Annotated in this window: 10 protein-coding genes; 3 read left to right on the top strand and 7 right to left on the bottom strand. The window is 62.3% G+C overall.

Translation table 11 applies throughout. From position 1 onward, the window contains the following. Positions 1–79 precede the first annotated feature (79 nt). A complete protein-coding gene (locus RS887_RS17160) occupies positions 80–1,561 on the top strand; it encodes a methyl-accepting chemotaxis protein (RefSeq protein ID WP_322616266.1) in 1,482 nt (493 codons plus the stop codon). A 244-nt stretch (positions 1,562–1,805) separates the two neighbouring features. After that, positions 1,806–2,171, top strand: a complete 366-nt coding sequence (locus RS887_RS17155; protein WP_322616265.1) for an Mpo1-like protein — start codon at positions 1,806–1,808, stop codon at positions 2,169–2,171. Here the strand turns inward: RS887_RS17155 and RS887_RS17150 are convergent, their stop codons facing one another. The 3 genes from RS887_RS17150 to RS887_RS17140 form a co-directional block, all read right to left on the bottom strand. After that, positions 2,172–2,969, bottom strand: coding sequence for a thioesterase family protein (locus tag RS887_RS17150; RefSeq protein WP_322616264.1), 798 nt, complete (start codon positions 2,967–2,969; stop codon positions 2,172–2,174). 231 nt (positions 2,970–3,200) lie between these two features. Next, on the bottom strand, positions 3,201–3,959 hold the full coding sequence (locus RS887_RS17145; RefSeq protein ID WP_322616263.1) for a CHAD domain-containing protein: 759 nt from the start codon (positions 3,957–3,959) through the stop codon (positions 3,201–3,203). A 100-nt stretch (positions 3,960–4,059) separates the two neighbouring features. Next, the gene (locus tag RS887_RS17140; RefSeq protein WP_008017838.1) at positions 4,060–4,338 is read right to left on the bottom strand and encodes a hypothetical protein; all 279 of its coding nucleotides are present in this window, start codon (positions 4,336–4,338) and stop codon (positions 4,060–4,062) included. Between the two features lie 221 nt (positions 4,339–4,559). On the opposite strand from RS887_RS17140, the gene RS887_RS17135 reads away from it, so the two are divergent. Further along, a complete protein-coding gene (locus tag RS887_RS17135; protein WP_322616262.1) occupies positions 4,560–5,597 on the top strand; it encodes a patatin-like phospholipase family protein in 1,038 nt (345 codons plus the stop codon). 150 nt (positions 5,598–5,747) lie between these two features. Here the strand turns inward: RS887_RS17135 and RS887_RS17130 are convergent, their stop codons facing one another. The 4 genes from RS887_RS17130 to kdpB all read right to left on the bottom strand — a co-directional run bounded on the left by RS887_RS17130 (position 5,748) and on the right by kdpB (position 12,018). Further along, positions 5,748–6,443, bottom strand: a complete 696-nt coding sequence (locus tag RS887_RS17130; RefSeq protein ID WP_322616261.1) for a response regulator — start codon at positions 6,441–6,443, stop codon at positions 5,748–5,750. Positions 6,444–6,491: 48 nt separating this feature from the next. After that, the gene (locus RS887_RS17125; RefSeq protein WP_322616260.1) at positions 6,492–9,143 is read right to left on the bottom strand and encodes a sensor histidine kinase KdpD; all 2,652 of its coding nucleotides are present in this window, start codon (positions 9,141–9,143) and stop codon (positions 6,492–6,494) included. 127 nt (positions 9,144–9,270) lie between these two features. Next, complete coding sequence (gene kdpC, locus RS887_RS17120; RefSeq protein WP_322616259.1) at positions 9,271–9,816, bottom strand: potassium-transporting ATPase subunit KdpC; 546 nt, start codon at positions 9,814–9,816, stop codon at positions 9,271–9,273. Positions 9,817–9,957: 141 nt separating this feature from the next. Continuing rightward, entirely contained in the window at positions 9,958–12,018 is a 2,061-nt protein-coding gene (gene kdpB / locus RS887_RS17115) for a potassium-transporting ATPase subunit KdpB (protein WP_322616258.1), read from the bottom strand. Between the last annotated feature and the right edge of the window lie 4 nt (positions 12,019–12,022).

Genomic DNA, 12,022 nt, shown 5'->3' with positions numbered 1-12,022 from the left:
TATCAAGGTTCGAATTTCTGAGTAGCGGCACAATGCTGGCACCTTGCCAAAACTGTTTCCGCTATCAGAGAAGACCTCCATGGGTGCCTGGCTTAGCAATATCTCGCTGAAATACAAATTCTGGGCGGTCAACGCTGTCGCCTTCATCACCACGCTTTTGCTGGTGCTGTACGCCGTGCAGCTCGAACAACAGGCCCGCAGTCATGCATCCCGGGCTTCGGCTCAGTCACAGGCGCGATTGCTTGGCGCCTGGCCTGCCGGGCAACCGCTGCCCGAGACCGATAACCTGCTGACGTTCAATCGCGGACAGGCGCCATCGCTGAATGGACAACCCATACCGCAACTCACCCATGCAAACGGCTGGGTCGAGATCAACTCAATGCCGTTGTTCGGTGACAATCCATTGATGGGTGCCGAAGTGTTCGCGCGCGCCGACGGCCAGCAGGTCGCTGTGATTGTCCACGGGCCAAGCCTGAGCCAGGTGTTCAGCGAGCGCTTCGCCAACTACGCGTTGGCGGTGTTCATCCTGATGCTGGCAATGCTCGGCGCATCGCAGTTATTGATCCGCTTCCTGCTCAGCCAGCTCAATACCTTGAAAGACGTCATGCTCCACGTGGAGAAAACCGGCGACCTGTCAGCCCGCGTGCCATTGTCTTGCAGCGACGAAGTCGGGCAAATGGCCAACGCCTTCAACGCCATGCAGGCCGGTTATCAACGGGTGGTCAACACCGTCGCCAACACCGCCCGGCAACTGGACGTCGGTGCCGCACGGCTGGCGGCCAGTATGAATGAAGTGCGCCACGGCATGCTCGGTCAGCAAAGCGAAACCGATCAGGCCGCCACGGCGATCAATGAAATGACCGCAACGGTCTATCACATCGCCCAACACGCGGGTGCCACCCGTGACCTTTCGCAATCGGCCGATACCTTGGCCGGCAGCGGCCAGGAGGTCGTGACACGGGTGCAGCGCTCGATTGCCGGACTGTCCACCGGCGTCCAGCAGACTGCCGAGATGATTCAACGCCTGGCTGAGGACAGTCAGAAGATAAACGGCGTGGTCAACGTGATTCACAGCATCGCCGAGCAGACCAATCTGTTGGCACTCAACGCCGCCATCGAAGCGGCCCGGGCCGGCGAAATGGGTCGCGGGTTTGCCGTGGTCGCCGATGAAGTGCGCAACCTTGCCAAACGCGTGCAGGCCTCCACGGACGAAATCACGATCATGGTGTCAGCGTTGCAGGCCGGAACGCGGGACGCCGTGGATTTCATGCAGGAGAGCTCGTTCAAGGCCGACGACTGCGTGCAACAGGCGCAAGAGGCTGGCGCGGCATTGGCCGAGATCACTGGCGCGGTGGTGCAGATGCGTGAAAGCAATACACAGATCGCGGTGGCGGCCGAGCAGCAGAGCCAGGTGGCGGAAGAGATGAACCGGGCGGTGGTGGGCATCCGTGACGTGACCGAGAACACGGTGCAGCAGACGGTGACTTCGGCGACGACCAGCAATGAGCTGGCCGCGCTAGCCGGGGAGTTGAGCAAGGCGATAGGTCAGCTGAAACTTTGAGGGCCTCATCGCGGGCAAGCCCGCTCCCACAGAGGGCAATGCGAAGCATAAATTGTGCGGACACTGAAGACCCCTGTGGGAGCGGCGGTGCGGCGATCCGACTTGCCCGCGATGAAGCCGGAACCGGCGACATCAATGTTGACCATGGCGCCTATCAAGCCAATAGCCAGCCTTGATTCGCCGCCAGCATTGACTGGGCCTATTCTTCATCACATGTATTCAACATGGATCGAGGAACAGCATCATGGGCAAACGTCACCCCAACCTTCCCGCCTGGCAATGGCGAGCGTACCCGAGCAATCATCAGCACCCGACCAATCTGGTGTTGCACCTGATCGCGGTGCCGCTGTTCATCGTGGCGTTTCTGTTGATCGTGTCCGGGGTGTTCAGCCTGACCCTTTCGAACATCGCCATCGGCGTGATCGGTGTGATTGCCGCGCTGGCCTTGCAACGTCACGGTCACAGCCTGGAGGCGCAAGCCTCCGAACCCTTCAGTGACCGCAAGGATGCGATATCGCGCTTGATGGTCGAGCAGTTCCTGACGTTTCCGCGGTTCTTCCTCAGCGGTGGCTGGTGGCGCGCCTGGCGCGAGCGCCACCGCCGTCACTGATCAGGCAAACACGGTCACCGTCTGCCGGCTCATGGCGATCAACCGACCATCCGCGCTCCACATTTTCGCGGCGGCATGCCCGTAGCCGTCGGCGGCATGCTCGGTTTCGACGAGGTATTTGCACCAGTCCAGGGTGTTCAGTTCCAGCAGCGGTTGCACGAATTCGATGGTCCAGGTCAGTGTGCTGCCCATCGCCGGTTTCTTCAGAAAAGGCATCAGGGCCGGCGGCCAGGCGTCCACCAGTGCCAGGATATGCGCCTCGCTGATGGCCTCTTCTTTGACGTCGCCGCGCAGGCGCACCCAGCCGCCCATTTGCCGGGATGTGCTGCCGCTGAACGGCAGCCCGCCGACACTCCAGCGCATCGCCAGATGCCGCATGAACTCCGGGAGGACGCCTTCGACAAAAGGCAATTCCTGGCACTCGTCCCAGTGCTTCATTGCAGGTGCCGGTTCCGCGGTCACCACCACCTCCGAAGGGCGTGAGGCGCCAAAACTGCCCTGGATCAACGTCACCACCTGCCCCTTCTGCATCACCCGACCCAATACCTGGCTGACCGCCTTGCCTTCGCGCAACACGTCGACTTCAAAACTGACCGGAGCCTCGGGTTCAACCGGGCCGACAAAGGTGATTGCCAGCGAGCGCACCGGACGATCCGCCGGCACCCGGGCACGCATGGCCTCGTACTGCAGGGCGGCCACCAGGCCACCGAAACTGGCGCGCCCCTGGGCCCAGGAGGCCGGGATAGACAGCTGCAGCGGCTGGCTACGGACAGCGTCGAGCAGTTCGGAAAAACGCATGAAAACCTCAAGGATCGAAAAATGACGAAGGGATCTTAACCATCTGGCGAAGTTGATACATCGCCTATTCCGGCCAAATTGACTGACAGATGAGCCGCACAAGGCTCGTGCTGAACATATAACCTGTAAGAGCGAGCCTGCTCGCGATAGCGCCCGGACAACCAACATCAATGTTGAATGTCACGACCTCATCGCGAGCAGGCTCGCTCCTACAATGGATCTCCGGTGTTTTCAGGGTTTGAAACAGGCCTTGCTGAGCTTTTCCAGCACCTGGTCTGCACGGCTTTCGGCCTCGGCCATGGTGGCGGTCCAGACCGCAACACAGGGCTGCAAATCCGCTTCCCGTTCAGCCATGGCCAGCCATTGCACGCAATCGTGCCAGTCACCCAGCGCGCCCTGGGCCGATTTCAAATGGGGCATGGCCGCTTTCGGCAAACGGTCCAGTTCGGGGTAAGCGTCGATGCCATAGCGCACCCGCTTGATCAGCAGGCGCAGCCGATGACGATCGTGGGCCGGGTCATGCAGTGCCTCGTCGAGTATTTTCCACTGTTTGCCCAGGCGCTTTTCGATGCGCTTGCGCAGGCCCTTGAGCAATCCCTGGCGCTGGGCGGCACGCAGAAAACGCGGAAACGCATCGAGGACGATCAGCAATTGCGCGAGCTCCGGGCTGGCCGCAACGGCCGGATAGGCCTCGGCCATTTGCGCCATGCGCCGCTGTGCGGCCTGGGGTTGATGATGCTGGAGCAGGTGAGCCGCCAGCACTTCGCGATCACGTAATGGCGTGGTCAGCTCGCCCACCCTGGAGGCTGCCGCTTCCAGTTGTTCGACACCGGGCAGCCCGCGCAAGGGTCGCAACAGGCTGCGTAACCGACGCATGGTTGTGCGCAGATCGTGTAACGCTTCAGGGTCAGTACGCTCTTTCAAGCGCGCCTGACAGGCCAGCAGACGAACTTCCAGGCCCAGAACTTGAGCCACCAACCGATCGATCATGGGGGTTTACTCCGTAAACAGCGCCAGGCTCCAGGCTACGAGCTGCAAGCCCGATGAGTCTTGCATGTCCTAGCTTAGAGCCTGACGCTACTTTTTGCCTTCAACGCCCCGCGCGCGACTCACGAATATAGAAGCGGGCCTTCTCGGCCTTGTGGGAGCAGCCTTCGAACCCTTCGAATTGCTGCTGGGTCTTGGCCGCGGTCAACAGCGACAAGGCTTTGGAGTAGCTGACGGTCCCGGCGAAACCTTCGGCCTTGGCCAGGTCCAGCTCATGCCAGGCGGCATCGAGCTGGCTGCCACAGCTGTCGCGGTAGGCGGTTTTGCCGGCACAACCGGCAAGCGCCAGGGCAATCAATGGCACGCAGATCCAGGCTTTCATCACTCACTCCTCAAAGATAGGTCAACAGTCGTGCAGGTAAGACGGTGTGGCACCTGAAAAGTGCCGTTGGTCCGCTATGCAAACTATAGCGCTGACGAGAATAACCATGTGCCGCCATGGAGTGTCGAAAATACGACGCTCCTGCCCCATCGAACGACCATGGCGATTGAAGCATGACCCTCGATGGGTGCATTGTTGAACCATTCAAACGAGGGCGATTCATGAAAAAGCGTGTCGCACTGGTATTGGGCTCGGGTGGAGCCCGGGGTTATGCGCATATTGGGGTCATTGAAGAGATCGAACGGCGCGGCTATGACATCGCCTGTGTCGCCGGTTGTTCCATGGGCGCAGTGGTGGGCGGGATCTACGCCGCCGGCAAACTCAATGATTACCGCGACTGGATCGAGAGCCTGGACTATCTCGACGTGCTGCGTCTGGTAGACGTCAGTTTTCGTCTGGGGGCGATTCGTGGCGAGAAAGTCTTCGGGCAAATCCGCAAGATCGTCGGCGAGATCAACATCGAAGATTTGCGCATCCCCTACACCGCGGTAGCCACCGACCTGTCTAATCAACAGGAAATCTGGTTCCAGGAAGGTTGCCTGCATCAGGCCATGCGCGCCTCGGCAGCGATTCCCAGCCTGTTCACGCCGGTGATGCAGGGCAACCGCATGCTGGTGGATGGCGGCATTCTCAACCCGCTGCCGATCGTGCCGGTGGTGTCGAGCCATTGCGATCTGATCATCGCGGTCAACCTCAACTCCACCAACCAGCGCCACTATCAATTGCCGGTCATCCAGCGTCCCGCCGCCTTCAAGACCCGCTTCGACAGCCTGATCAACTCCGTCGGCTCGAAGTTGCCGTTCCGGCGCAAACAGGCTGAACAATTGTTGGTTCTGGAACAGGAAGCCTTGAAGGCCGAAGGTGCGGACCTCAACCCGTGGATCGAGTCCGCCGAGCCCGAGGCGCAGCAACCCGCGGCGGCTCCGGAAACCAGTGGCGCGCCCCGCTCCGCCACCGGCTCGTTCATCATCGACAACGTCGGACCGGCGTCCTTGCTGGACTTGATCAACCAGAGTTTCGAGGTGATGCAGACGTCGCTGGCACAGTACAAGATTGCCGGGTATCCGCCGGACATCCTGATCAACGTGCCCAAACGCGTGTGCCGGTTTTTCGAGTTCTACAAGGCGCCGGAGCTGATCGCGCTGGGGCGGGAAATTGCGCGGGATACGCTGGATCGCTATGAGAATGAGCAGAACTGAATGTCTGAAAGCTTTGTGGTGACTATCAGGGCCTCTTCGCGAGCAAGCCCGCTCCCACAAGGTTCGCGTCGTACACATGATTTGTGACCGATGCGCTCATTGTGGGAGCGGGCTTGCTCGCGAAGACGTCAGGTCAGTCACCACAGAACGTCAAACCTCTTCACTCAATAACCGATACCCCACCCCCGCTTCAGTCACGATGAACCGTGGACGTGTTGGGTCATCCGCCAGTTTCTGGCGCAAGTGCCCGACCACGATGCGCAGGTAATGAGTGTCTTCGGTGTGCGTCGGCCCCCAGATGTCCTTGAGCAATTGCTGCTGGGTGATCACCCGCCCGGGATGTCGCGCCAGTTGCGCCAGCACGGCGTATTCCTTGCGAGTCAGCGCAACTTCGGTACCGTCGAGCAGTACCCGGCGATACGCCAGGTCGACCGTCAATGGACCGAAGGTCAGCGCCGCTTGCTGGACCTCGCCGACGGGCGCCTGGCGCAACAGCGCACGAATCCGCGCCAGGAATTCCTGAATGCCGAACGGCTTGGTCACGTAGTCATTGGCGCCGCCATCCAGGGCCTCGACTTTCTGCCCTTCACCGGCGCGCACGGAGAGCACCAGCACGGGCACCGTCGACCACTCGCGAAAATCGCGCAATACCTGTTGGCCGTCCATGTCCGGCAAGCCCAGGTCGAGCACCAGCAAGTCCGGTTTGTTCAACGCAGCTTGCGCCAACCCTTCACTGCCGGTGCCGGCCTCCAACACTTTATAGCCCTGGGATGCGAGGCTGATGCGCAGGAACTTGCGGATCTGCGGTTCGTCGTCGATGACCAAAATGGTCGCGGTCTGGCTCATGTATTCACATCAACACAAAGAAGTGGCAAGAGAGTAGCGCAAGCACGATCAGGCTTCACTCTCGTATCCCGGCTGAGCCTGTAGCGGCAGGTGCAACGTGATGCAGGTGCCGCGCCCCTCGATGCCGTCGGCGACGCTGATGCGCCCGCCATGGGCACCGACCATGCCCTGACAAATCGCCAGCCCCAAGCCGGTCCCCTGCCCGCCACGATCACCCCGCGCCGCGGTGTAGAACATGTCGAAAATCTTCGCCCGCTCCTCCTCCGGAATCCCCGGGCCCTCGTCGCTGACCGAAAAAAACAGCTCACTGTCATCCGCCCCGGCGCGCAATTGCAAACGCCCGTGGGACGGCGAAAACCGCGCGGCGTTTTCCAGCACGTTGATCAGTGCCTGTTCGATCAGTGCGGCATGCACGAACAGCAACGGTAATTCGGCTGGCACGTCGATGCTGACCTGCAACGGCGCAAGGACTGCCCGCAGACGATTGAGCGCACTGCCGACGATGTCTGCCGGCGATACCCAGTCCCGCGCCAGCTTCAGGGCTCCGTGGCCGAGCCGGGTCATATCGAGCAGGTTTTGAATGTAGCGGTCAAGGCGCTCGGCTTCATCGCGGGTGCCTTCGAGCAGTTCACGGCGATCCTCCAGCGGGATCGCTTCACCCAGGGCCAGCAGGCTATCGATACTGCCGCGCATGGACGTCAACGGTGTGCGCAAATCGTGGGACACCGAAGCCAGCAAGGCACTGCGCAACTGCTCGGTTTCGCCGTGCAGCCGCGCCGCTTCCAGATCATCGGCCAGTTGCGCCCGGGCCAGCGCCTGGGCCAGCGGCTGGGTCAGCGCGGTCAACAAGCGTCGGCGCTGGCCGCTCAGGGTCTGGCCTTCCCTGGCGCACACGCCGAGCAACGCCAGCGGGCCGTCCTCCACCGATAACGGCCACCACCACCAGCGGCCGAACGGCAAGGTGCCGGTGCCCGCACCCGCCGGTTGATCGTGCTGCCAGGCCCAATCGGCGGCGGCGCGTTCGGCTTCGGTGAACGCCAACGGGCCACCGGTTTCGACTTTCCAGCCGTTTTGCCCGTCGCGATTGAGCAGGCACAGCTGCACATCGCTCCAACCGTTGAGGTGCTGGGCGGCCGCGCTGACCACGGCCTGGCGATCGGTGGCGGCGGTCAGTTTGCGCGACAGGTCGAGCAATTCAGTGGTCTCTTCCTGGGTGTCGCGCAGGGCCTGCAATTGCCGACGCTGGCGCGCCGCGAGGTTGCCGGTGAGGGCCGCCATCAGCAGGAAGAACAGCAAGGTCAGCACGTCTTCTTCGCGCTGGATGCTGAACGAGAAAGTCGGTGGAATGAACAGAAAGTCATAGGTCAGAAACGACAGCGCCGCACAGGCCAGCGCCGGCCCCAGACTGCTGCGCACCGCCACCAGCAACACGGCGGCGAGGAAAACCAGTGAAATATTCGGCAGTGGCAGAGCACTCGCCACGGCCCAGGCCAGGGCGCTGGCCAGAACCGTCGCGACCATGGCCAACGCGTAGTCGAACCAGACCAGTGAATGCATCGACCGCTGATGGGGTTGATGCGGTTGGTGATCGCTGTCGAGAACGTTGATTTCCAGTCCGCGGGCATTGCGCAGCAGCCGCGCCGCCAGCCCGCCACCGAACAGACGTCGGCGCAAGCGCGGCCGGGACTGGCCGACCAGCACCAGGCTGGCACGACGTTCGGCGGCATGCTGAATCAAGGTTTTCGCCACCTCACCGGCCCGCAGCAACACCACTTCCCCCCCCAGCCGTTCGGCCAGTTGCTGGGCGCTTTGCAGGCGCAGACGCGACTGTTCGTCCCGCACGCGGCCGTTGTCCACGTGCACCAGGCTCCAGGGCAGGTGCCGCCGTTGGGCCACACGACTGGCATGGCGTACCAGACGCTCGGCCTGGGCATCGCCGTCGACCCCTACCAGCAAACGCCCGCGCACCGCTGGCGCCGCTTGACCGAGTTGGCGATAGCCCTGGGCCAGATCGTTATCGACCTGGGCCGCCGCGGTTTGCATCGCCAGTTCGCGCAGGGCCGTCAGGTTGGTCTGGGAAAAGAACGCGTCGATGGCCGCCCGCGCCTGTTCCGGTACATAGACCTTGCCGTCACGCAGGCGCTCCAGCAGCTCCCGTGGCGGCAAGTCGATCAGCAGCAGTTCGTAGGCCTCCTGCAATACCCAGTCCGGCAGGGTTTCACGGACCTGCACGCCGGTAATGCCGCGCACCTGATCGTTGAGGCTTTCCAAATGCTGGACGTTGACCGTGGTGTACACGTCAATGCCGGCGGCGAGCAGCTCCTGAATGTCCTGCCAGCGTTTTTCGTGACGGCTGCCGGGGGCGTTGCTGTGCGCCAGTTCATCGACCAACACCAGTTTCGGTTTGGCTTTGATCAGACCGTCGAGGTCCATCTCTTCGAGCAACACGCCACGGTATTCCAAGCGCACCAACGGCTGCTGTGGCAAGCCGCCGAGCAGTGCTTCGGTTTCGGCCCGGCCGTGGGTTTCGACGACGCCGGCAATGACTTTCACCCCTTGGCGTAACTGGGTGTGGGCTGCTTGCAACATGGCGTAGGTCTTGCCCACCCCCGGCGCAGCGCCGAGAAATACCTTGAGCCGGCCACGACCATCGCGGGGCAGGTCTGCTAACAGCGCGTCGGCGCGGCCGGAGTTGCTCATGCTTGGGGATCTCTTTTTACCGGGATTGATGTAGTGACTGTTCTGCCGTCTTCGCGAGCAAGCCCGCTCCCACAGGAGTACGCATTCCAATGTGGGAGCGGGCTTGCTCGCGAATAGCAGCGCCGCTTTACAGTTTTTCCAGCGCCAGATTCAACTCCAGCACATTCACCACCGGCGGGCCTACCAATGGCTGCTCGATATGGGCGTCCAGCAGTTGTTGCAGTGTCGCTGCCGGCAGATTGCGCGCCGCCGCAACACGCGCCAGTTGATAGGCAATCGCCGCCGGTGGCAAGTGCGGATCAAGACCACTGCCGGACGTAGTGACCAGCGCCAATGGCACCGGCCCCTGGCCTGGCACCAGCAGTTTGTTGGCATCGTCGATCACCCGCGTCGCCAGGGCCGGGTTGCTCGGCGACAGGTTGCTGGCACTGCTCGACACGGTGGCAAAGGCTCCGGTAGAAGGACGCGGGTGGAACCAGGCGTCACCGACGAAATCCTGGGCGATCTGCGAGGAACCGCGGACCTTGCCCTCGGCATCACGCACCAGGCTGCCGTTGGCCTGGTCCGGGAACGCGACCTGGGCCACGCCGGTGACCACCAGTGGATAAGCGACGCCGGTGATCAGCGTCATCAGGACCAGCAGGCTCAGGGCCGGGCGTATCAATGTGGACATTTCAAAATCCTCGAATTCGCAGGAAGAACCTGTGGGAGCGAGCTTGCTCGCGATGGATCTGAAGGCGCCGCGCTTTGTCAGAAAGGGCGCGTTATCGTTAACCACCATCGCGAGCAGGCTCGCTCCTACAGGGGTGTCAGGTCAAACCAGATGCAACGCCGTCAACAGCATGTCGATCGCCTTGATGCCCACGAACGGCACCAGAATCCCGCCCAGTCCATAGATCAGCAGATTGCGTCGCAACAACGCCGCCGCACTCGCCGCCTGCACGCGCACCCCGCGCAATGCCAGAGGGATCAGCACCACAATGATCAAGGCGTTGAATACGATCGCCGAGAGAATCGCGCTCTGTGGGCTGCTCAGGTGCATCACGTTGAGCACGCCCAGTTGCGGGTAGATCGCGGCGAACAGCGCCGGCAGGATCGCGAAGTACTTGGCCACGTCGTTGGCGATGGAAAAGGTTGTCAGCGCACCGCGGGTCACCAGCAATTCCTTGCCGATCTGCACCACGTCCAGCAGCTTGGTCGGGTCGCTGTCGAGGTCGACCATGTTGGCCGCTTCACGTGCCGCTTGCGTGCCATCGTTCATCGCCATGCCGACATCCGCCTGGGCCAATGCCGGGGCATCGTTGGCGCCGTCGCCGCACATGGCGACCAGACGACCGTCGTTTTGCTCGTGACGAATGCGCGCCAGTTTTTTCTCCGGTGTGGCTTCCGCCAGCACGTCATCCACACCCGCTTCGGCGGCGATGGCGGCTGCGGTCAACGGGTTGTCGCCGGTAACCATGACGGTGCGAATGCCGAGTTTGCGCAACTCGGCGAAACGCTCGCGGATGCCCGGCTTGACCACGTCCTTGAGGTGGATCGCACCGAGCAACTTGCCGTCGGCACACACCAGCAACGGCGTGCCGCCGCTTTGGGCGATCCGGTCGATTTCACGGGACAGCGGTGCAGCCAGATCAGCCCGCTTGAGACCAACGAACGCCAGCAACGAATCCACCGCGCCTTTGCGGAACACGCACCCCTGATAGTCGACACCGGACAAGCGGGTTTCGGCACTGAAAGGCACGCCCGTCAGCACATCGGCGGACGGCTCCGGTTGCGGATGAGTGCCACGCAGGTATTCGACGATTGATTTGCCTTCGGCGGTGTCGTCGGCCAGCGAAGCCAGCAATGCGCCTTCGGCCAGTTCCCTGGCTGTCACACCCGGGGCGGCATACACCGCCGAGCAACGACGGTTACCGAAGGTGATGGTGCCGGTCTTGTCCAGCAGCAGGACGTGCACGTCTCCCGCGGCTTCCACCGCACGACCGGACTTGGCGATCACGTTCAGGCGTACCAGCCGATCCATGCCGGCGATACCGATGGCCGACAGCAAACCGCCGATGGTGGTCGGAATCAGCGTGACCAACAACGCCACCAGGAACACCAGCGGCAGGCTGCCGTTGGCAAAGTGGGCGAACGGTTGCAGGGTCACGACTACCATCAGGAAGATCAGGGTCAGGCCGATCAGCAGGATGTCCAGCGCCACTTCGTTCGGAGTCTTCTGGCGTTTGGCGCCTTCGACCAGGGCGATCATGCGGTCCAGGGTCGACTCACCGGGGTTGGCGGTAATCTTCACCAGCAGCCAGTCGGACACCAGCCTTGTATTGCCGGTGACGGCCGAACGGTCGCCGCCGGACTCGCGAATCACCGGTGCCGATTCACCGGTAATCGCGGCTTCGTTGACCGCCGCAATGCCTTCGATCACTTCACCGTCACCGGGGATCATCTCCCCTGCTTCGACGCGCACCACATCGCCCTTGCGCAGGCTGGTGGCCGGCACTACCTGAAAGGTGCCGTTGCTGGTTTTGCGCCGGGCGCCGAGGCCTTCGCTACCGGCCTTGAGGCTGTCGGCACGGGCCTTGCCGCGACCTTCGGCCAAGGCTTCGGCGAAGTTGGCAAACAGCACGGTGAACCACAGCCACAGGGCAATTTGCGCGGCGACGAAGGTCGGCACCGCCGTGTCCGGCACGAAGCACAACACGGTGGTCAGGATCGCGGTCAGTTCGACCACCAACATCACCGGCGCACGTTGCAATTGCCGTGGGTCGAGCTTGACGAAAGCTTGCAGCAGCGCCGGGCGCCAAAGGGCCGAGATCGCGGTTTTCGGTTGTTCCGGCGCCTTGACGGTGGCGACCGGTTTAGTTACGGGCATATTCATCAAA

Origin of the sequence: Pseudomonas sp. BIC9C (assembly GCF_034541995.1) — a bacterium.
GTDB classification, from domain to species: domain Bacteria; phylum Pseudomonadota; class Gammaproteobacteria; order Pseudomonadales; family Pseudomonadaceae; genus Aquipseudomonas; species Aquipseudomonas fluorescens_CC.
This window is presented reverse-complemented; position numbering and strand designations above follow the sequence as displayed.

Bases quoted from the DNA above. Each gene is read 5' to 3' on its own strand.
- RS887_RS17140 (WP_008017838.1), bottom strand. From the start codon at position 4,338: ATGAAAGCCTGGATCTGCGTGCCATTGATTGCCCTGGCGCTTGCCGGT.
- RS887_RS17150 (WP_322616264.1), bottom strand. From the start codon at position 2,969: ATGCGTTTTTCCGAACTGCTCGACGCTGTCCGTAGCCAGCCGCTGCAG.
- RS887_RS17125 (WP_322616260.1), bottom strand. From the start codon at position 9,143: ATGAGCAACTCCGGCCGCGCCGACGCGCTGTTAGCAGACCTGCCCCGC.
- RS887_RS17160 (WP_322616266.1), top strand. From the start codon at position 80: ATGGGTGCCTGGCTTAGCAATATCTCGCTGAAATACAAATTCTGGGCG.
- RS887_RS17155 (WP_322616265.1), top strand. From the start codon at position 1,806: ATGGGCAAACGTCACCCCAACCTTCCCGCCTGGCAATGGCGAGCGTAC.
- kdpB (WP_322616258.1), bottom strand. From the start codon at position 12,018: ATGAATATGCCCGTAACTAAACCGGTCGCCACCGTCAAGGCGCCGGAA.
- RS887_RS17145 (WP_322616263.1), bottom strand. From the start codon at position 3,959: ATGATCGATCGGTTGGTGGCTCAAGTTCTGGGCCTGGAAGTTCGTCTG.
- RS887_RS17135 (WP_322616262.1), top strand. From the start codon at position 4,560: ATGAAAAAGCGTGTCGCACTGGTATTGGGCTCGGGTGGAGCCCGGGGT.
- RS887_RS17130 (WP_322616261.1), bottom strand. From the start codon at position 6,443: ATGAGCCAGACCGCGACCATTTTGGTCATCGACGACGAACCGCAGATC.
- kdpC (WP_322616259.1), bottom strand. From the start codon at position 9,816: ATGTCCACATTGATACGCCCGGCCCTGAGCCTGCTGGTCCTGATGACG.